The sequence below is a fragment of the Xanthomonas sp. F14 genome (assembly GCF_014199865.1).
In genome coordinates this window covers 135,827-157,927 of record NZ_JACHOM010000004.1, presented here as the reverse complement: position 1 = coordinate 157,927, position 22,101 = coordinate 135,827, and the positions used below count along the sequence as shown (strand labels likewise).

The following is a 22,101-nucleotide window of genomic DNA, read 5'->3' as shown; positions in this document are numbered from 1 at the left end:
AGGGCTGCGTCAGTTATCGCTCCTCAGCGGACAGCCGACTCGAACTTGCTGCCGCGCATGCATGCATCTCAAGGTTGGCGATGGAGTCAAAGGCTGCTACCGGCTTCAGACATCGTTTCCTGGAGTTCGTCGTTCACCAGCGCGTTTCGTCAGATTGTGTGCCCTATCTTGAGCCTGCTCAGCTATGTTGCGCCGGGATCTGCAAGCACATTGCAGATGGGGCTCAGATCAATACCTACAAGGACGTGCGGACACATGAAACGCTGGCTGTTTGTTGCTTTGCTCACCCTTTCATTCGGGGCGAACGGCGTTGTCATTCGTGCCGATGTTGACGACTCAAATTATCGAATCGATCGATCCGCGTTTCCAGCTCTGGCGGACATGCCAGGCGAAGGGCACGGCGTCCTCATCGCGCGGAAGTGGGTCCTCACCGCCGCACACGCGGCTCCCATGGACGGCATGGACGCGGAGGTGGTCATCAACGGGAATGCCTACAAAGTTGCTCGGGTCTTCGTCCACCCTGGCTACAAGCGCATGCCCGACGCACTGGGCCAAGAAGCGTTGAAGTCGGGCGATCCGTCCAGAATTCATGCCTTTCTGGCAGGTTCGGATGACATTGCTTTGATCGAATTGGATGCACCTGTTGAGCAGGTTGTACCGGTCGCTCTTTATCGAGGTGGCGATGAGGTCACGGACGTCGCCATGTTTGTAGGAAAGGGGGCAACCGGCAATGGCATTGAGGGGCAGATTCCCGGCTCTCCACATCGTGGCGCGCTGAGGCGGGCTTACAACGCCATTACTGGAGCGAACGACCGCTATCTCTGGTATCGATTCGATCCCCCTGCACAGGGGCTTCCCCTCGAAGGTGTATTGGGAAGCGGTGACAGCGGCGGCCCGCTCGTGGTGCAAGGTCAGGGCGCCTGGCAACTCATTGGACTGGGATCTTGGATCACGGCAGTTCCGGAACACGCGCTAGAGGCCGGTTTCTATGGGCAAATGGTCTATAACGTCCGCATCTCGCGATATGTCACCTGGATCGATGACGTGATGTGTGCGGCAGATGGAGCCTCCTGTGCGGAGAACTAGCCAGCGCCGCTGCCACTAGCGCGTGCCAGGGAGAAACCATCGCGATGAAGCGGGCGGCCTTCACGTGCGCCACCATGCCGGCGCGCATGATCACAACCTCTAGCGGCGCATATGCTGCACAGGTCATGTCTCGATGCCGCCACAGCGGAAGGCTTCTGCATTTTCTCTCTGGTGGCAGTCGATTACCCAGCCAGCAGCAACCCTGCAGCATCCGTCGGTGCGCGATGCCGTGCCTGAAGGCGTGGCCTTGCTTGGCGACGAGCAGATGGAGGCGCTGGGGCACAGCCTGGCACAGGCGCATGTGCTCTATACCGGGCCAACCCGCGAGCTGCTGCTGTCGCAACTCAAATTCAACGAGCGCTCGCTCGGCACGGCCGCAGCGCGATTGGCCGAAATGTCTGCCGATGGCTTGCGCCTGCATCCGGCCGGCGAGTGGTTATTGGACAACTATTATCTGGTGGAAGAGCAGATGCGCCTGGCGCGTCAGCATCTTCCGCCCGGGTATAGCCGGCAATTACCGCGTCTGCGCACGCCAACGTCGGTGGGCCTGCCGCGCGTCTACGAGCTGGGCTTGCAGGTGGTGGCGCATGGCGACGGGCGCGTGGATGTCATCACGCTGAGCCGTTTCATCGCGGCCTACCAACAGGTGGCGCCGCTCAAGCTCGGCGAGCTGTGGGCGATTCCGATCATGTTGCGGCTGGCGCTGATCGATAACCTGCGCCGCGTTGCCGACGACATCATGCACGATGGACGCGACAGTAGCCTGGCGGCGCAGTGGGCGGCATTGCTCAACGCCACTGCCGCCACCCAACCCAAGGATGTGGTGGTGGTGGTGGCCGACTTGGCGCGCTCGCAGCCGCCGGCGACCGGTGCATTCGTGGCCGAGCTGACGCGCGGCATCCAGGGCCGTGGGCCGGTGTTGTCGATGGCCAGCGCCTGGGTGGAGCAATGGCTGGCAAGCGAGGGCCACAGTGTGGAAGCGCTGGTGCACGCCGAAAGCCAGCGCCAGGCAGCCGAGCAGGTCTCGATCAGCAACAGCATCGGCAGCCTGCGGTTCCTGGATGACATGGATTGGCGCGATTTCGTCGAGGCCATGAGCGTGGTCGAGCAGACCTTGCGCAAGGATCCGGCAGACGTCTACGCACGCATGGATTTCCACACCCGCGATAGCTACCGGCATGTGGTGGAACAGCTGGCGCAGCGCCTGGACCGCGACGAGCTGGACGTGGCCGAGGCCGTGCTGCAGCTGGCGGCGCACGCAGATGCCGCGATGCCGGTGGCCGGCCACGTGGGCTATTACCTTGTGGATGAGGGATTGCCGCGGCTGCGTGCCGCGCTTCGCGACCCAGCTGCGCCAGATACGCCGCCCCCCCCTCGCCCGCGCGCGCATCGCGTTGCGCTGCCGCTCTACCTGTTGCCGATCGCAGCCATCGCGTTGCTGTGGACCGGCGTGCTGCTGCAGGGCGTGAGCGCACTGCCGCCGGCGCTGTGGTGGATCACCGCCGGCATCGCGCTGCTGGCCGCCAGCGAGCTGGGCATTGCCCTGGTCAACTGGGTGGCAACGCTATGGGTGCGCCCACGTCCGTTGCCGCGCATGGACCTGCGTGCCGGCATCACGCCCGACTGCCGCACGCTGGTGGTAATGCCGAGCATGCTCGCCAGTCACGAGGCCATCGACGAGCTGGTCGGCGCCTTGGAGGTGCATTACCTGGCCAACCGCGACGCACAGTTGTACTTCGCGCTGCTCACCGATTTTCTCGATGCCACGCAAGCGCTGTTGCCTGGCGACATGGCATTGGTGGCACATGCGGCGCAGCATATTGACCGGCTTAACGCGGCCTATGCCGATGCGCACGGCGATCGCTTCTTCCTGCTGCATCGCGCACGCCAGTGGAGCGCGGGCGAAGGCTGCTGGATGGGCGCAGAACGCAAGCGCGGCAAGCTCGAGGCGCTCAACCGCCTGCTCTGCGCCGACGACGCGCGGCTGCAGGCGGCCAGCGAATTCCTGCAGGTGCAAGGCGATGTCGCCGCGCTGGTGCAGGTGCGCTATGTGATCACGCTCGATAGCGACACCCACCTGCCGCGCGATGCGGCACGCGCGCTGGTCGGGGCGATGTCGCATCCGTTGAATGTGCCGCGCATGGATGCGGCCGGGCAGATCGTCGAGGCCGGTTACGGCATTCTGCAGCCGGGCCTGGGCACCGGCATGAGCGAGGGCGGCGAGTCGCGGTTTGCGCGCATGTTCGGCATCGAGCCGGGCATCGACCCGTACACGCGTGTGGTGTCGGACGTGTATCAGGATCTGTTCGGCGAAGGCTCCTTCATCGGCAAGGGCATCTATGCCGTGGCCACCTTCGAGCAGGTGCTGGCCGGCCGCTTTCCCGATAATCGCGTGCTCAGCCATGACCTGCTGGAAGGCTGTTACGTGCGCGCCGGGCTGCTCAGCGACGTGCGTCTGTATGAGCGCCACCCGCAACGCTATGCCACCGATGCCAAGCGCCGCGCGCGCTGGGTGCGTGGCGACTGGCAGTTGCTGCCGTGGTTGCTGCCGTGGGTGCCCGACCGGGGTGGCCGGCGTGCGCGCAATCCCTTGTCGTGGCTGTCGCGCGGCAAGCTGCTGGACAACCTGCGCCGCAGCCTGGTGGCCCCGGCCGCGCTGAGTCTGTTGCTGATCGGCTGGTTGTGCTCACCCACGCCATTGCGCTGGACGCTGTGGCTGCTGGTGCTATGGCTGCTGCCGGGGCTGTGTTCGGCGCTGTATGCGCTGGCGCATCCGCCCGAGGGCCTGGGGCTGCGTCATCACGCGCGCCAGGTCGGTGTGGGGCTGCGTCAGCATCTTCTGCGCACCGGCGTGGTGCTGGCCTGCCTGCCGTTCGAAGCAGGGATGCAGCTGGCCGCCATCGCCCGCACGCTGGTGCGGATGTCGATCACCCGGCGCCATCTGCTGCAGTGGGCGCCATCCAGCGAAGTGGAACGCAGTGCGCGCAGCGGCAATGCCGAGCAACAGCTGATGGCCGGCGCCGCGTGCAGCGCGGCATTGGCGATCGCCGCGGTGGCATGGTGGTCGCCGTTGGCGCTGTGGGCGGCATTGCCGCTGGGGCTGGCATGGATGGCCGCGCCCTGGCTGATGGCCTGGCTGGGCGAACAACCCGCCGCACCGGTGGCGCAGTTGTCGCAGGAACAATGCGCTTTCCTCGGTGGATTGTCGCGGCGCACCTGGGCGTTCTTCGAAAGCCATTGCACTGCGCAGCACCACTGGCTGCCACCGGACAACGTGCAGGAATACCCGGTCACGGTGGTGGCCAACCGCACCTCGCCGACCAATATCGGGCTGGGCCTGCTGGCCAATCTGGCCGCCTACGATCTGGGCTACCTGACGGTGGCCGGCGTGATGACCCGCGTGGCCGATACCTTGACCACGCTGGAAACGCTGCCGCGTTATCGCGGCCACTTCTACAACTGGTACGACACCGAAACGCTGGTGCCGTTGTTGCCGCGCTACGTCTCCACCGTGGACAGCGGCAACCTGGTCGGGCATCTGCTGACGCTGCGGCAAGGCCTGCTGGCACTGGTGGATGCGTCGGCGGTGTCGATGGCGGTGTTCGATGGGCTGGCCGACACCCTGGGCGTGCTGGCATCGCGAGCGCAGACACGCAGCGACGACGCCGCCAATGCGCTGGACGCAATGTCGCAGAGCTTGCAGAGCATCCGCAGCCAGCCCGCGCCGAGCCTGCACCAGGCCGACCAAGCGCTGCGCCTGCTGCTGGCGCAGAGCCACACGATCCTGGCGCTGATGCCGGACAGCGACAATGACGAGCCGTGGCCGCAACGCTTGATCGACAGCTGCGAGGCGGCCCTGGCCGAAGTGGGCCACTGTACGGCGGCGCCTGCCGGCAGCGCTGCGCAGGCGACCGAACAACCCGGCGATGCGGTCGCCACGCTGCGGCAACTCGCCGCCAGCGACCACGCACCCGGCGTGCAGACCTGGGCCGCCGGACGCGTGCAGGAGCTGCAACGGCTAGCGCATATCGCCGGGCAGCTGGCGCAGCTGGACTACGACTTCCTCTACAACCCCGCCCAGCAGTTGCTATCGATCGGCTACAACGTCGACGACCAGCGCCTGGATAGCGGCCATTACGATCTGCTCGCCTCCGAGGCCCGCCTGGGCATCTTCGTGGCGATCGCCCAGGGCAAGTTGCCGCAGGAGAGCTGGTTCGCACTCGGGCGCACGCTGACCGACACCGGCGCCGAGCCCACGCTGCTGTCGTGGAGCGGCTCGATGTTCGAGTACCTGATGCCCGATCTGGTCATGCCCAGCTACCCGCAGACGCTGCTGAGCCGTTCGATGCGCGGTGCGGTACAGGCGCAGATCCACTATGGCACCGCACGCGATGTGCCGTGGGGCGTGTCCGAATCGGGCTACAACACCGTCGATACGCAGCGCAATTATCAATACCGCGCGTTCGGTGTGCCCGGCCTGGGGCTCAAGCGTGGCCTGGGCCAGGATCTGGTGATCGCCCCCTACGCCAGCGCGATGGCGCTGATGGTCGAGCCGGATGCAGCCTGCCGCAATCTGCAGCAACTGCAGGCGCTGGGATTTGGCGGGCGTTTCGGCTTGTACGAGGCGATCGACTACACCCCGTCGCGCGTGCCGCGTGGCGAACAGCATGCGCTGGTGCGCTCGTTCATGTCGCATCACCAGGGCATGGCGCTGCTGGCGCTGGACCACGTGTTGCGCGATGCGCCGATGCAGAAGCGCTTTGTCGCCGACCCGCAATTCCAGGCCACGCTGTTGCTGTTGCAGGAGCGTGCACCACGCGCTGGCGTGTATGTCAAAGGCCTGGCCGACGCCGCCGAGCGCCCGGTGGCCACCGAAGCCGGCATGGCCTTGCGCATCCATCGCGACCCCAATCTGCAGCAGCCGGCGCTGCAATTGCTCTCCAACGGGCGTTACCACGGCATGCTGACGTCGGCCGGTGGCGGCTACAGCCGCGCGCGCGACATGGCGGTGACGCGTTGGCGCGAAGACGGCACCCGCGATCACTGGGGCACGTTCTGCTATCTGCGCGATGTGGACAGCGGCGCGGTGTGGTCGGCCGCGCATCAGCCCACCTGCGTGCCGGTGGAGCGGTACGAGGCGATCTTTTCCGATGCCAAGGCCGAGTTCAAGGGCAGCCACCAGCGTTACGATAGCCATCTGGAAATCGCCATTTCCGCCGAAGACGATGTGGAACTGCGCCGCTTGCGTATCCGCAACCGCTCGCGGCAGACGCGGGTGATCGAAATCACCACCTACGCCGAAGTGGTGCTGGCACCGGCACAGGCCGACGAGGCGCATCCGGCCTTCAGCAACCTGTTCGTGCAGACCGAGATCCTGGCCGACAAACAGGCGTTGCTGTGCACGCGTCGCCCGCGCGGGCACGACGAGGCGCAGCCGTGGATGCTGCATTTGGTGGCAGTGCACGATGCCGACGTGGCGTCGATCTACTACGAGACCGATCGGGCTGCATTTGTCGGGCGCGGGCGCAGCACCCGCAATCCGCTGGCCCTGCGCGATCAGGCCAGCCTGTCCGGCGCGGCCGGCTCGGTGCTGGATCCGATCGTGGCGATCCGCTGCCGCATTTCGCTGGCGCCGGATCAACAGGCGCAGGTGGACATGGTCTACGGCGTCGGCACCCAGCGCGCGGCCTGCACCGCGTTGATCGACAAGTACCGCGACCGCCGTCTGGCCGACCGCGTGTTCGACCTGGCGCTGACCCAGAGCCAGGTCATCCGCCGGCAGATCAACGCCTCGCTGGAAGACGCGATGCTCTACGAACGGCTGGCCGCACGCGTGCTGTTCGTCGACCCGCAATTGCGCGCCGACAGCGAGGTGCTGCTGCACAACCATCGCGGCCAGTCGGCGCTGTGGAGTCACGCCATCTCCGGCGATCTGCCGATCGTGCTGTTGCGCATCGCCGACCCGGACAATCTGGAGCTGGTGCGCCAGCTGGTGCAGGCACACGCGTACTGGCGCCTGAAAGGCTTGCGCGCGGATCTGGTGATCTGGAACGAAAGCCAGGCCGGCTATCGGCAATCACTGCAGGACGCCATCCTGGGCCTGATCGCCGCAGACCCCGAGGCCAATGTGCTCGACCGCCCCGGCGGCATCTTCGTGCGCGCCATCGAACACATCTCGCAGGAAGACCGCGTGCTGCTGCAGACCGTGGCGCGCGCGATCCTCAGCGATGCCAACGGCAGCCTGGACGCGCAATTGCAGCGCCACCCCAGCGCGCGTGCGCATCCGCCGTTGCTGGAGCCCATCAAGCAACTGGACAGCGCCGATTACCTCAGCAGCACCCACGCCGCCTACCTGGACCGAACCCTGCAGGCCGCCGCCGAAGAACCGGTGTTGTTCGACAACGGCCTGGGCGCCTTCGCCGCCGACGGCCGCGAATACCGCATCACCCTGGACGAAGGCACCGCCACACCGGCGCCGTGGTGCAACGTGATGGCCAACGCGCAGTTCGGCAGCGTGGTCAGCGACAGCAGCCCCGGCTACAGCTGGGCCGAAAACGCGCACGAATTCCGCCTCACGCCGTGGCACAACGACCCGGTCGGCGATGCCTCCAGCGAAGCGTTCTACCTGCGCGACGAAGACACCGGCCAGGTGTGGTCGCCGATGGCGCTGCCATGCCGCGGCAGCGGTCGCTACACGGTGCGCCACGGCTTCGGTTACAGCGTCTACAGCCATATCGAACACGGCATCGGCAGCGAGCTGTGGGTGTTCGTGGATGTGGAGCGCCCGATCAAGTTCAGCCATCTGCGGTTGAAGAATCTTTCCGGCCGCCCACGCCGGCTCAGCGTCACCGGGTACGTGGAATGGGTGCTGGGCGACATCCGCACCCGCTCGCAGTTGCACGTGGTCAGCGAGGTGGATCTGGGCAGCAGCGTGCTGACCGCGCGCAACCCGTACAACACCGAGTTCGACGGGCGCGTGGCGTTCTTCGATGCCGATGCACCCAGCCGCAGCATCACTGCCGACCGCAGCGAATTCATCGGGCGCAATGGCAGCCTGGCCGCGCCCGCCGCACTCAGCCGGCAACGTCTGTCCGGGCGCGTGGGTGCCGGCCTGGACCCGTGCGCGGCGATCCAGATCCCGGTCACGCTGGCGGCCGAACAGAGCTTCGAAACGGTATTCCGCCTGGGCGCGGCGGTGGATCGCGACACCGCACTGACACTGGCCCGCCAGAGCCGTGGCGTGGCCGCCGCGCACACCGCCTTGCTGGCGGTGCGCGCGCATTGGCAGCAGATTCTGGGCACCGTGCAGGTGACCACGCCCGATCCGGCGGTGGATCTGCTGGCCAACGGCTGGCTGCTCTACCAGACCATCGCCTGCCGGTTCCTGGCACGCAGCGGCTACTACCAGTCCGGTGGCGCGTACGGCTTCCGGGACCAGTTGCAGGACAGCATGGCGATGGTGCACGCGCAGCCAGCGCTGGCACGCGCGCATCTGCTGCGCTGCGCCGCGCATCAGTTCGTGCAGGGCGATGTGCAGCATTGGTGGCACCCGCCACAGGACCGCGGCGTGCGCACGCAGTGCTCGGACGATTTTCTGTGGTTGCCGCAGGCGCTATGCCGCTATCTGGATGTCACCAACGACGCCAGTGTGCTGGACGAGCGCGTGAGCTTTATCGACGGGCGCGCCCTCAAGCCCGACGAGGAATCGTATTACGACCTGCCGCAGATCACCGCCAACATGCAGTCGCTGTACGCGCACGGCGTGCTCGCCCTGCAACGCGGCATGGCACGGCTGGGCGAACGCGGCCTGCCGTTGATCGGGAGCGGCGACTGGAACGACGGCATGAACCGGGTCGGCAAGGACGGCAAGGGCGAGAGCGTGTGGCTGGGGTTCTTCCTCTACGACACGCTGCTAAGGTTCGCAGAGGTGGCCGTGCAGCACGACGATGCGGCATTCGCGGCGACCTGCCGTACGCATGCGCAGGCCTTGCGCACCGCGCTGGAACAGCATGCCTGGGATGGGCGGTGGTACCGGCGGGCCTGGTTCGACGACGGCACACCGCTCGGTTCGAGCGATTCGGACGAATGCCGCATCGATTCGCTGTCGCAGAGTTGGGCGGTGCTGTCCGGTGCGATGGACCCGGCACGCAGCGCACAGGCGATGGACGCGATGCACCAGCAGCTGGTGGATCCCGACGCCGGCATCGTCAAGCTGCTGGTGCCGCCGTTCGATCGCACCGGGCACGACCCCGGCTATATCCGCGGTTACGTCCCCGGCGTGCGCGAAAACGGCGGCCAGTACACGCATGCGGCGGTGTGGGCGACGATGGCCTTCGCGCATCTGGGCGACAGCGCGCGGGCCTGGCAACTGGCCGGCCTGATCAACCCGATCCACCACGCCCGCGACGCGGCGGGCGTGCAGCGCTACAAGGCCGAACCCTATGTGCTGGCGGCCGATGTCTACGCGGTGGCGCCGCACGCCGGCCGCGGCGGCTGGAGCTGGTATACCGGCGCCGCCGGCTGGATGTACCGCTTGCTGACCGAATCGCTGCTCGGCCTGCAACGCCATGGCGAGCGCCTGCACCTCGTGCCGTGCATCCCGGCCAGCTGGCCCCAGTACCAGCTGCGCTATCGCTTCGGCACCAGCACCTACGTCATCGACGTCACCCAGCGCCCCGGTGTCGAGCCACGGCTGGAAGTCGACGGCATAGCGCAAGCCGAGCTTGCTTTCACTCTGGTCGACGACGGTGCGGTCCACGCTGTCGCCCTGGACTGGCCGGGAGACGCGACATGAGCACACGCATACGCACCCACACCAATCACCAGCTTTCCGATCTGGGCAAGATGTTGTCGGTCTGGCCGCAGCGGGTGCGCGACCCCAGCCAGTTCTGGCCGCAATTCGATGCCTTGGCCAAAGGCATTCTGGATGAGGCGGCTGCAGCCGATCTGCAGCGGGTGCAATGCCGCCTGCGGCAGCTGCTGCGCCGTCACGGACTGACGCGGACGCAGTAAGCACGCAGGCAGCCTCCGCACGCGCCAAGGCCGCTGGTGGTCGATCTCGGTGACATTGCGCTGTACGTGCAGATGGTACGCAGCGCCAGTTTTGCCGGGGCCGCGCGCCGACTGGGGCGCCACGCCCGACAGCGTCAGCTGGCGTGTGCGCGGGCAGTCTTCATGCCACGCCAACAACGCTTTCTTCACGCTTGCGCCATTCTTCCGCTGGAGATCTCCGATGATCCGCACCCTTGCTCCGCTCGCTGCCGTGTTGTTGCTCTCGGCCTGTGCCTCCAACCAGGTCGTGCAGGTGCAGCCCATCGACGGGGCCATTTCCGGGCAGTGCCATATCGACAAGGTGCGCGGCGCAGTCGGCTTGGCCGCAGCGGCACAGACCATCGAACGCGCGCGCGTGGACAGCGACAGCCTGCAGGTCAGCGTGCGCCGCGGCGAGCGCGCCACCGGTGGCACCACTGCCAGCGGGCTGGCCGACCCGGCCCAGGGCGCCAGCGAAAGCGGTGGCGATCACCTCACCGTCGAGACCGGCCCGAACAACAACATCACCGCGATCTACTGCGGCTGAGTCGTTTGGGATTCGGGATTGGAGATTCGGGATTCGGTAAGGCACTGTTGCTATCCGGCTCCCAGTCCTCCACTTGGAGTGGCTGACAAAATCTAGCGCGTCGGCTTCACGTAAGCGTGGACGGCGAGCAGCAACCGCACTGTCCTTGTGGCACCTGCCGCGCCCGCCTGGGGGTCAGCGCAGTCGTTTTTGTCGCCGTTTTCAAGCGGACTTCCGTTTTGATGCAGGCCTTGCCCGTGCCTTGGGCTTGTTACGTGAAGCGCTCAAGAACTTCAGCGTGGCCGCCTCCCATTGGCGCTCGCCGCGCACGCCGGTGGCCATGGCCTGCAAGTGACCGGCGCGCCAGCCTTCGAACACGCACGGGTCGATATACGCCTTGCGACACACCGAGGGTGTATTGCCCAGCGCATCGGCCACTTCGCGGATGACATCGTTCTGCACCTGGGTCAGCGCGCGCTCGCTCATGCGCTCGGGCAGCGGCAACCGTGCCAGGCGTTGCAATGCCGCCAGCGTGCCGCCCCAGGTACGGAAATCCTTGGCGGTGAAATCCTCGCCCATCGCCTCGCGCAGGTAGTCGTTGACCTCGCCCGAGTCCACCGGCTGCAGCTGGCCGTCGTCATCGCGGTACTGGAACAGCGATTGCCCCGGCAATTGCTGGCACTCGCGGATCAGTTTGACCAGTTGCTTGTCGTCCACCTCGATATCGTGATCCTGGCCACTCTTGCCGCGGAACTTCAGCCGCGCACGTCCCCCGCGCAGGAATTCCATGTGCCGGTTGCGCAACGTGGTCAGCCCGTAGGACCGGTTGCTGCGCGCATATTCGGCGTTGCCCACGCGCACCAGCGTGTCGGCCAGCAACGCCACCACGATCGCCAGCACTTTCTCACGCGGAAATCCCGGCAAGACCAGATCGCGGCGCAGCCGTCGGCGCAGCTTGGGCAGCGCCTGGCCGAAGGCGATCACCCGTTCGAACTTGCCTTCGCCGCGCACCTGCGCCCAATCGGCGTGGTAGCGGTACTGCTTGCGCCTGCGCGCATCGCGGCCGGTGGCCTGCAGATGGCCGTTGGGCTTGGCGCAGATCCACACCTCGGTATACGCCGGCGGAATCGCCAGCGCGCGGATGCGCTGCAAGGTGTCGGCATCGGCCACGCGTTGTCCATCCGCGCTGCGGTAACTGAAGCTCTTGCCGGCCTTGCGGCGGCTGATGCCGGGCTGCTGATCGTTGACGTAGGTGAGCCCGGCCGCGCGCGCGGTGGCCTTGGCCTGTGCAACCGCGGCCACGCTCGCCACCGCGGCGGTGGCGGCCACCGCGCCAGCGGCAACGGTGGCCAGCTTGCCGGCCGCGCTGGCGGTGGCGGCGGCATTGCGAAGAACACGTTTGGCTTTCATTGCGCACGGATCGAAGGACAGGCGCCGATTGTTGAGCCGGTCAGGACTAGGCCGCGTCAACGCTGCGACAACGCCATGTGGGCAAGCGATGCCCGCGAGCGGGTTTTCTGCTTATGCTTGGGCCTCCCCTACTGTGCTGGAGTCATCGATGCGCGCTGTCCTGCCTACCGCCCGTCTGGCCTGTACCCTGGTCGTGCTGGCGGCATTGACTGCCTGCGGTTCGCCGCAACCGGACGAGCAGGAAGCCGTCTCCGCCAAGGCGCAGCAAGCCGCCGAACAGGCCGCCGCACCGGCACCGGCGGCCGCGCCCGAAGCGCCGCCGATCGGCAGCTGCGATGCCACCCAGGTGCAATCGCTGGTGGGCCAGGCGCTGACCGATGCGGTGAGCGACCAGGCCCGCACAGACGCAGGCGCCAAGTCGGTGCGCGTGCTCAAACCCGGCCAGATGACCACGATGGAGTTCAACGGCGAACGGCTCAATCTGGAAGTCGATGCCAAGAACGTGATCGCCTCGGTGCGTTGCGGCTGAGCACAGGTTGGCGCCTGTTGACGAACAGGCGCCAAGCCAGCTGGCACAAGGCCTTGCAGCCGCCCTCGTTGCAGCTGTAACGGTGTATTGCGGCACCGCATCAACTGTGGTCTAGTCGATCATCCGGTGACCTCTTCGAAACGCTCCACGGATCGAGCGCTGCAACGTCGTCGCCGCTCTCCCAGATCGCAAAGAGGCAGACATGGCCCCCCGCACTCGCCAAGGGCTCAACGACCACGGTCTCTACAACAGCGCGCGCGATGAGCGCGACGCCTGTGGTTTTGGCATGGTCGCCCAGTTGGACGACCAACCTTCCCGCTCGCTGGTGGACACCGCAATTGCGGCGCTCTCTCGCATGACCCACCGCGGCGGCGTGGCGGCCGACGGCCTCACCGGCGATGGCTGCGGCCTGCTGATCCGCCAGCCCGATGCGTTCCTGCGCGGGCTGGCGCGCGATGCCGGCATCGCCCTGGGCACGCGTTACGCGGCCGGTGTGGTGTTCCTGCCGCTGGACGAAGCCGATGCCGCACGCTGTCGCACCGAACTGGAAACCCAGTTGCACAGCGCCGGCGTGCAGTTCCGCGGCTGGCGCGTGGTGCCCACCGACGACAGCGTCTGCGGCCAGCTGGCACGCGACACCTTGCCGCGCATCGAACAGGTATTCGTCGATGCCGGTGCCGAGCAGAGCGAAGACGGCTTCACCCTGGCGCTGTTCCTGGCGCGCCGCCGCGCCGAGCAGGCGCTGCGCGAGGTGGAAAACTTCTACGTCACCACGCTCTCGCCCAACGGCATCAGCTACAAGGGCATGGTGCTGCCGGACAAGCTGAGCACGTTCTACCCGGACCTGCAGCGCAGCGACCTGTCCTCCAGCGCGATCGTCTTTCACCAGCGCTTTTCCACCAACACGCTGCCGCGCTGGCCGCTGGCGCATCCGTTCCGCCTGCTCGCCCACAACGGCGAGATCAACACCATCGAAGGCAACCGCCGCTGGGCGCAGGCGCGCAGCAAGGTGTGGCAGACCCCGCGTTTCGACATCGCCGAGTTCGACCCGGTGATCTCCATGCACGGCTCGGACTCGCAGAGCCTGGACAACATGCTCGAGCTGCTGATCGCCGGTGGCATGGACCTGCTGCAGGCGCTGCGCATCCTGGTGCCGCCGGCGACCCAGTCGCTGGAGTTCAAGGACGCCGACCTGGCCGCGTTCTACGAGTTCTACGGCCTCAACACCGAGCCGTGGGACGGCCCGGCCGGCATCGTCGCCTGCGACGGCCGCTATGCCGCCTGCATGCTCGACCGCAACGGCCTGCGCCCGGCGCGCTGGATGCTGACCTCCGACCGCCATTTCCTGGTGGCCTCCGAGGCCGGCGTGTGGGAACTGCCGGCTGAGCGCATCACCCGCAAGGGCAAGCTCGGCCCGGGCGAGATGATGGCGATCGACCTCAAGCGCGGCGACCTGCTGGACTCGGACGCCATCGACCGCATCAACCGTGCGCGCGCGCCGTACAAGCAATGGCTGCAGCAGGGCGTGACCTATCTGCAGACCGAACTGATCGACCCCTCGCTGGTGGAAGAACCCTTCAGCGAACAGACCTTGCGCAGTTACCACAAGCTGTTCCAGCTCAGCACCGAAGAAGTGGAGCAGATCCTGCGCCCGCTGGCCGAGACCGAGCAGGAAGCCACCGGCTCGATGGGCGACGACACCCCGATGGCGGTGCTCAGCCGCCAGACCCGGCCGCTGTACGACTACTTCCGCCAGGCCTTCGCGCAGGTCACCAACCCGCCGATCGACCCGCTGCGCGAAGGCATCGCGATGTCGCTCACCACCCAGCTCGGCAAGGAGACCAACATCTTCCACGCCGGCGCGGAGACGGTGAACCACGTCATCCTCAACTCGCCGGTGCTCAGCCAGCGCAAGCTGCGCCAGCTGCTGAAGATGGAGCAGTACGTCGAGCGCAACCGCCTGATCGACCTGTCCTACAGCGTGGAGGAAGGCCTCAAGGCCGGCCTGGAACGCATCTGCCAGGAAGTGGAAGCGGCCGCGCGCGCCGGCGCCGTCATGCTGTTGCTATCGGACCGCTACCCGGTCCCGGACCGGCCGATGGCGCATGCGCTGCTGGCCACCGGCGCGGTGCACCACCACCTGTGCAAGGTGGGCCTGCGCTGCGACGTCAACCTGATCATCGAAACCGGCACCGCGCGCGATGCGCACCACATGGCCTGCCTGCTCGGCTTCGGCGCCACCGCGGTGTATCCGTACCTGGCCTACCAGACGCTGTTCGACCTGGGCCGGCGCGGCATCCTGCAGCTGAGCAAGGGCGGCGAGCAGTCGCAGATCGGCCGCCGCTACCGCAAGGGCATCTACAAGGGCCTGTCCAAGATCATCTCCAAGATGGGCATCTGCACCATCGCCAGCTACCGCGGCGCGCAGTTGTTCGAGATCGTCGGGCTGGACCCGGACGTGGTGGAGCTGTGCTTTGCCGAGACGCCCGCACGCATCGGCGGCGTGGGCCTGTCACGGCTGGATACCGAGGCGCGCGAGCTCACCGCACGCGCCTGGAACGACCAGCTCAAGCCGGAAGTGGGCGGCCTGCTCAAGTACGTGCACGGCGGCGAGTACCACATGTACAACCCCGACGTGGTCATGACGCTGCAGCGCGCCACCCGCACCGGCGATGCCGGCGACTGGCAGAAGTACGTCGACGCGGTGCATGCGCGCCCGGCCTCCACGCTGCGCGATCTGGTCCAGCTCAAGCGTGCCGACACCCCGACCCCGCTGGACGAGGTGGCCCCGGCCGAAGATGTGTTGCGTCGCTTCGACACCGCCGCGATCAGCCTGGGCGCGTTGTCGCCCGAAGCGCATGAGGCGCTGGCCATCGCGATGAACCGCCTGGGCGGGCGCAGCAATTCGGGCGAAGGCGGCGAAGACCCGGCGCGCTATGGCACCGAGAAGCGCTCCAAGATCAAGCAGGTGGCCTCCGGCCGCTTCGGCGTGACCCCGGAATACCTGGTCAACGCCGAAGTGCTGCAGATCAAGGTCGCCCAGGGCGCCAAGCCCGGCGAAGGCGGCCAGCTACCCGGCCACAAGGTCAACGAGCTGATCGCGCGGCTGCGCTACGCCAAGCCCGGCATCGGCCTGATCAGCCCGCCGCCGCACCACGACATCTATTCGATCGAGGATCTGGCCCAGCTGATCTACGACCTCAAGCAGGTCAACCCGACCGCGCTGGTGTCGGTGAAGCTGGTGGCCCATGCCGGCGTCGGCACCATTGCCGCCGGCGTGGTCAAGGCGGGTGCCGACCTGATCACCGTGTCCGGCCACGACGGCGGCACCGGGGCCAGCCCGGTCAGCTCGATCCGCTATGCCGGCGTGCCGTGGGAACTGGGCGTGGCCGAGTCGCACCAGGCGCTGGTGGCCAACGACCTGCGCGAGCGCACCATCCTGCAGACCGACGGCGGCCTGAAGACCGGCCTGGACGTGGTCAAGGCCGCGTTGCTGGGCGCCGACAGCTTCGGCTTCGGCACCGCGCCGATGATCGTGCTGGGCTGCAAGTACCTGCGCATCTGCCACCTCAACAACTGCGCCACCGGCGTGGCCACCCAGGACGAGCGCCTGCGCGCGAACTACTTCACCGGCCTGCCGGAGCGCGTGGAGCATTTCTTCCGCCTGCTGGCCGAGGAAGTGCGTCAGTGGCTGTCCTACCTGGGCGTGCGTTCGCTGGACGACATCGTCGGCCGCACCGACCTGCTCGAACAGCTGGAGGTCTCCCCGCGTGCCGGCGTCAAGGTCGACCTGTCGCGCCTGCTGACGCATGCCCGCTACGACGGCAGCCACTGCGCCGCCCAGCGCCTGTACGAATCGCCCGATAGCCTGGCCACGCAGATGGACGGCCTGCTCGCCGATGCGATCGCCAACAAGCGCGGCGGCGACCACCGCTTCCTGATCCACAACACCGACCGCTCGATCGGCGCGCGCCTGTCCGGCGCCATCGCACGCGTGCACGGCAATCACGGCATGAGCGATGCGCCGTTGAACCTGCGCTTCCGCGGCACCGCCGGGCAGAGCTTCGGCGCGTTCAACGCCGGTGGCCTGCAGCTGGAGCTGGAAGGCGAAGCCAACGACTACGTCGGCAAGGGCATGGCCGGCGGCCGGCTGGTGGTGCGCCCGCCGCGCGGGGCGCGCTTCGAGGCGCGCAGCACGCCGATCGTGGGCAACACCTGCCTGTACGGCGCCACCGGTGGCGAGCTGTTCGCGGCCGGGCGGGCGGGCGAGCGCTTTGCGGTGCGCAACTCCGGCGCGCTGGCGGTGGTGGAAGGTGCCGGCGACCACTGCTGCGAGTACATGACCGACGGCGTGGTGCTGGTGCTGGGCAAGGTCGGCCTGAACTTCGGCGCCGGTTTCACCGGCGGGCTGGCCTACGTGCTGGATATCGAACGCGACTTCGTGGACCGCTACAACCACGAACTGATCGACATCCACCGCGTCTCCGCCGAGGGCTTCGAGAACCATCGCCAGCACCTGCACACCCTGATCAGCCGCCACCGCGAGCTGACCGGCAGCATCTGGGCGCAGCAGATCCTGGACGAGTTCCGCGACTACATCGGCAAGTTCTGGCTGGTCAAACCCAAGGCCGCCAGCATCGAGTCGCTGACAGAGTCGCTCAGGCGTGCCGCCTGAGTGACGGGATTGGTGAATCGGGATTGGGGATTCGCTCAAGCTATGCGAATCCCGATTCCCGAATCTCCACTCCCGGCCTTCCAGCGTCGTGATTGTTTGTTCGAGATTCGCACCGCGTCCGCCCCCCGTCGCCCGCTGTTGCAAATCCCCAATCCCAACTCCCGAATCCCAGCCCTATGAGCCGCAAGCAAGCCTTCCAATTCCTCGACCTGCCCCGGACCATGCCCACGCGCATTCCGGTGGAGCTGCGTACGTCCGGTGACTGGGGCGAGCTGTACGGCAAGTTCGACAAGGCCGACGCGCAGTACCAGTCCGGCCGTTGCCTGGACTGCGGCAATCCGTACTGCAGCTGGAAATGCCCGGTGCACAACGCGATCCCGCAGTGGCTGCAGCTGGTGCAGGAAAACCGCATCGAAGAAGCCGCCGCGCTGTGCCACTCCACCAATCCGCTGCCGGAAGTGTGCGGGCGGGTGTGTCCGCAGGACCGCCTGTGCGAAGGCAGCTGCACGCTGGAGGAATTCGGCGCGGTCACCATCGGCGCGGTGGAAAAATACATCGTCGATACCGCCTTCAAGATGGGCTGGCGCCCGGACCTGGGCAACGTGCAGCCGAGCGGCTGGCGGGTGGCGGTGATCGGCGCCGGCCCGGCCGGCCTGTCCTGCGCGGACCGCCTGGTGCGTGCCGGCATCGAGGCGGTGGTCTACGACCGCTACGAGCAGATCGGCGGCCTGCTGCAGTTCGGCATTCCCAGCTTCAAGCTGGACAAGTCGGTGATCGGCAAGCGCCGCGAGATCCTCGAAGGCATGGGCGTGCAGTTCCGCCTGGGCGTGGAAGTGGGCCGCGACGTCAGCATCGAGCAGTTGCTGAGCGAGTTCGATGCGGTGTTCCTGGGTACCGGTGCCTACCGCTACACCGATGGCGGGCTGCCCGGGCAGGACCTGAAGAACGTGCTGCCGGCATTGCCGTTCCTGGTGCAGAACAGCCGCATCGTCAGCGGCAACGACCCGCACGGCCGGCCGATCGCCGGCTGGGAAGACCAGATGGCGCTGCCCGATCTCAACGGCAAGCGCGTGGTGGTGCTGGGCGGCGGCGACACCGGCATGGACTGCGTGCGCAGCGCCATCCGCCTGGGTGCGGCCAAGGTCACCTGCGCGTACCGGCGAGACGAGGCCAGCATGCCGGGTTCGGCACGCGAGGTCGCCAACGCGCGCGAGGAAGGCGTGCGCTTTTTGTTCAACCGTCAGCCGCTGTCGATCGAATCCGGCGCCGACGACGAGGCGATCGGCGTGACCGTGGTGGAAACCCGGCTCGGCGAGCCCGATGCCAGCGGGCGGCGCAACGCGGTACCGGTGGAAGGCAGCGAATCGCTGCTGGAGGCGGACGTGGTGATCATCGCCTTCGGCTTCTCGCCGACCCTGCCCGACTGGCTGGCAGCGCAGGGCGTGGAAGCCGGCAGCAACGGCCGCATCGTCGCACCGGCCGACGACAACGGCCGCCTGCCCTACCAGACCAGCAACCCGCGCCTGTTCGCCGGTGGCGACTGCGTGCGCGGCGCCGACCTGGTGGTCACCGCGGTGGCCGAAGGCCGCGATGCGGCCGGCAGCATCGTGCAGCTGCTGGGCGTCAAGGCGCAGGTCAAGGAACCGGCCGCGGCCTGAGTGCCGACCAGCGCGTGGGCTCAGCGCCCACCGCTGGTTACCGGCTCGCGTGCGGGCAACCCGCACGCTGCGTTGGCGGCCAGGCCGCATGACGCTGCTCGATGCAGCGCATCCACCGCGACCTACCGCGCGGAAAACGCTCCTGTAGGCGACCAGACTCTCGCCTGACTCATGCCCCAGGGTTCCACCTGCTTGCCACGCAGGCCACACGCCTCGTGGCGCAACGCCGATATCGCATTCCGCGATCGGCATCTCGCTGGACACACGGCGCGCCGGACGGGAGTGCCAGCAAAACGCAAGCGCGCAGCCGCCATGCAGCCTTTCGCACACACGCTTGAGCCTGCCATCGGCATGCGCCCGGGCCCGCATCGATCTGCAGCCTCGACGATTGCACCCACTCTAGAAGTGTGATTTAAGTCACATATCTGCTGTCGCCGTCCAACGCGATGCTGCCGACTCACCAGCGACGCGCAGCACGCCCTGCGTCGAGCCGGATGTCCTCGGCAATGACGGCAGTCGGTCCCATCCCGGTGCGCGATACCGCCGCCGCGGACCCCAGACCTCATTCATCTGTCGCCGCGCCCCGCGGCGGCGAAGCCGTGGGCCCCACCAAGGAAGCAACCTCATGACACAGCAACTCACTACCGGCCAATACGGACGCGACGACTGGGTGGACTGGCTCCGCGGTGCCAGCGTGTTGATGGTGATCGTGCTGCACGCCTACGGCTTTGCCTTCGATGCCTACCCGGAACTGCGCGGCGGCGCTGCTGAAGAAAGCAGCGCACTGATGCTGTCGATCGAGCGCCTCAACCGCTCGCTGGCGCCGCTGCGCATGCAGCTGATGTTTCTGCTCTCGGGCCTGTTCGTGGCGCGTGGGCTGGACAAGGGCATCGCGCCCTACCTCGGCGGCAAGCTGCGGCACGTGCTGTATCCCTACCTGCTCTGGTCGGTGCTGATCTTCGCCCTGCGCGAGGCCGGATCGGTGCTGGCCAAGGCCGAACCCATCGCCTGGGTGGACCTGGGCAAGATCGCAGTCGGCAACGTGGCACTGACCTGGTTCCTGTTCTACCTGTTCGTGTTTCTGGTGCTGATGCCCTTGCTGCGCCGGCTGCCGGCGCCGTTGGTCCTGGCCGCGACCGTGCTGGGCTCGGTTTGCCTGGGTCCGCTGCTGCGTCAGGGTGCCGATCCGTTCTATTACTTTGCGTTCTTCTACATCGGCACGCTGCTGGCCGGCCGGGTGCCGGCCCTGCTGCGGCAGGCACCGCGCTGGATCTGGCCGCTGTCGTGCCTGAGCCTGTGCGCCATCGTGCTGATCGCCAATCTCACCGCGCTGCACAGCATCTGGATCGGCTACCTGCCGCTGGTGCTGGTCGCGCTGCCGCTGCTGATCACCGCGGCGATGTGGGCGAACCGGCAACCGGCCGCGCAGGCAATCCGTTATGTGGGCCGCAACTCGGTGGTGTTCTACCTGAGCCACTTTCCGCCGTTCATCGTGCTGGCCTACCTGCTGCCGCGCTGGATCGATGAGGGGACGGTGCTGTTTTTCGCCTTATTGAGTGTCGGCGTGCTGGCGCCGGCGGTGCTGTGCCTGCTGCGTGCACCGGGCCGCCTGCCCGCGCTGAATCTGCTGTTCTCCGCACCGCTGCCGGTGCGTCGCCCACGCAGCTTGCCTGTCGCCGGCAAGCTGCATGCCTCGCCGGTGTCCGCATAGCCGGAGTCCATGCCGGCAGTGCCGCCCAGCGGCGCTGCCGATCCGACTGGTACGGCTGATTTCGTGCGGTCATACGAACACACACCGCCGTCCTAACCCGGGTGATGCATTCCATGCCGCATCACCTGGGCCACCGTAGCGCAGGCAACCGACCCGCAGCCCTGTGGCAGGGCTGCAGGCCAGGCGATCAGGCCGCCTTGTCCAGCGTGGCCATGTCGATCACGAAGCGGTACTTCACGTCGCTCTTGAGCATGCGCTCGTAGGCCTCGTTGATCTGGTCGGCGCGGATGGTTTCGATGTCCGAAACGATGTTGTGCTTGGCGCAGAAATCCAGCATTTCCTGGGTCTGGCGGATGCCGCCGATCAACGAGCCTGCCAGAGTACGGCGCTTCATCACCAGATTGAACACGCTCGGCGAAGGATGCGACTCCTCGGGCACGCCCACCAGCACCATCGCGCCGTCGCGCTTGAGCGCATTGAGGAACGGGTCCAGGTTGTGCGGCGCGGCCACGGTGTTGAGGATGAAGTCCAGCGTGTTGGCCTGTGCGGCCATCTGCGCCTCGTCCTTGGACACCACCACTTCGCTGGCGCCCAGGCGCAGCGCATCGGCGCGCTTGCTCTCGGAGGTGGTGAACAGCACCACGGTGGCGCCCATCGCCTTGGCGATCTTCACCGCCATGTGGCCCAGGCCGCCCAGACCGACCACGCCCACCTTCTGACCGGGACCGACCTTCCAGTGCGCCAGCGGCGAATACGTGGTGATGCCGGCGCACAGCAGCGGCGCCACTGCGGCCAGGTTGTCGCTGTGCGAGATGCGCAGCACGTATTTCTGGTCGACCACGATGTGGTCCGAATAGCCGCCGTAGGTGTTCTCGCCGCCACCGAACATCGGGCCGTTATAGGTGCCGGTGAAGCCCTGCTCGCAATACTGTTCTTCGCCTTCCTGACAGGACGCGCAGCTGCGGCAGCTGTCGACCATGCAACCGACGCCGGCCAGATCGCCGACCTTGAAGCCGGTGACCGCATCGCCGACCGCGGTGACGCGGCCGACGATCTCGTGGCCGGGCACCGACGGATAACGCGTGTTGTGCCATTCGTTGCGTGCGGTGTGCAGGTCCGAGTGACACACGCCGCAGTAGGCGATATCGATCTGCACATCGTTGGGGCCGGGCGCACGCCGTTCGAACACGAACGGTGCAAGCGGCTGATCGGCAGTTTGGGCGGCGTACGCGTGGGCTTGGCTCATGGGGGAGACTCCAGATGTGACGTCCCCCGCGACAGTGCGGGAGACTAAAAAAGGGTGGCGCTAGCTTAAGACAGGCGCCTGTCGCACTCATGCGACAGTGCGTCTTGCCTGGCGGGTTGCGGACGCGACCGCAGCGGCATGGTGCGCCCTGCGGGTGTTTGCGCGCGATCAAATCGGCGTTCGCCGGCGTGAATGGCGCGCTAACGCCGGAGCTTCTACGCTGACCAACC

At 67.1% G+C, this 22,101-nt stretch carries 10 protein-coding genes; 8 read left to right on the top strand and 2 right to left on the bottom strand.

Annotation, left to right across the window (positions count from 1 at the left end; genetic code table 11):
* Positions 1-255: 255 nt before the first annotated feature.
* The 4 genes from GGR73_RS14705 to GGR73_RS14690 all read left to right on the top strand — a co-directional run bounded on the left by GGR73_RS14705 (position 256) and on the right by GGR73_RS14690 (position 10,663).
* A complete protein-coding gene (locus GGR73_RS14705; RefSeq protein ID WP_184457586.1) occupies positions 256-1,086 on the top strand; it encodes a trypsin-like serine protease in 831 nt (276 codons plus the stop codon).
* A 133-nt stretch (positions 1,087-1,219) separates the two neighbouring features.
* Entirely contained in the window at positions 1,220-9,880 is an 8,661-nt protein-coding gene (locus GGR73_RS14700) for a GH36-type glycosyl hydrolase domain-containing protein (RefSeq protein ID WP_456362978.1), read from the top strand.
* Positions 9,877-10,098 (top strand): hypothetical protein, encoded by a 222-nt coding sequence (locus GGR73_RS14695; protein WP_046345213.1) that lies wholly within the window; start codon positions 9,877-9,879, stop codon positions 10,096-10,098. The genes GGR73_RS14700 and GGR73_RS14695 overlap by 4 nt, the downstream gene beginning before the upstream one ends.
* Before the next feature lie 220 nt (positions 10,099-10,318).
* Positions 10,319-10,663 (top strand): hypothetical protein, encoded by a 345-nt coding sequence (locus GGR73_RS14690; protein WP_024940425.1) that lies wholly within the window; start codon positions 10,319-10,321, stop codon positions 10,661-10,663.
* Positions 10,664-10,864: 201 nt separating this feature from the next.
* On the opposite strand, the gene GGR73_RS14685 is transcribed toward GGR73_RS14690, so the two are convergent.
* Positions 10,865-12,142, bottom strand: coding sequence for a DNA topoisomerase IB (locus GGR73_RS14685; protein WP_179464965.1), 1,278 nt, complete (start codon positions 12,140-12,142; stop codon positions 10,865-10,867).
* A 58-nt stretch (positions 12,143-12,200) separates the two neighbouring features.
* On the opposite strand from GGR73_RS14685, the gene GGR73_RS14680 reads away from it, so the two are divergent.
* The 4 genes from GGR73_RS14680 to GGR73_RS14665 all read left to right on the top strand — a co-directional run bounded on the left by GGR73_RS14680 (position 12,201) and on the right by GGR73_RS14665 (position 20,625).
* Positions 12,201-12,581, top strand: a complete 381-nt coding sequence (locus GGR73_RS14680) for an I78 family peptidase inhibitor (protein ID WP_016901590.1) — start codon at positions 12,201-12,203, stop codon at positions 12,579-12,581.
* 202 nt (positions 12,582-12,783) lie between these two features.
* Positions 12,784-17,256 (top strand): glutamate synthase large subunit, encoded by a 4,473-nt coding sequence (gltB, locus tag GGR73_RS14675; protein WP_184457584.1) that lies wholly within the window; start codon positions 12,784-12,786, stop codon positions 17,254-17,256.
* 176 nt (positions 17,257-17,432) lie between these two features.
* Positions 17,433-18,914, top strand: coding sequence for an FAD-dependent oxidoreductase (locus tag GGR73_RS14670; protein WP_104608601.1), 1,482 nt, complete (start codon positions 17,433-17,435; stop codon positions 18,912-18,914).
* Positions 18,915-19,539: 625 nt separating this feature from the next.
* The gene (locus GGR73_RS14665) at positions 19,540-20,625 is read left to right on the top strand and encodes an acyltransferase family protein (protein ID WP_184457583.1); all 1,086 of its coding nucleotides are present in this window, start codon (positions 19,540-19,542) and stop codon (positions 20,623-20,625) included.
* Positions 20,626-20,812: 187 nt separating this feature from the next.
* On the opposite strand, the gene GGR73_RS14660 is transcribed toward GGR73_RS14665, so the two are convergent.
* A complete protein-coding gene (locus GGR73_RS14660) occupies positions 20,813-21,871 on the bottom strand; it encodes an NAD(P)-dependent alcohol dehydrogenase (RefSeq protein WP_016901586.1) in 1,059 nt (352 codons plus the stop codon).
* Positions 21,872-22,101: the final 230 nt, after the last annotated feature.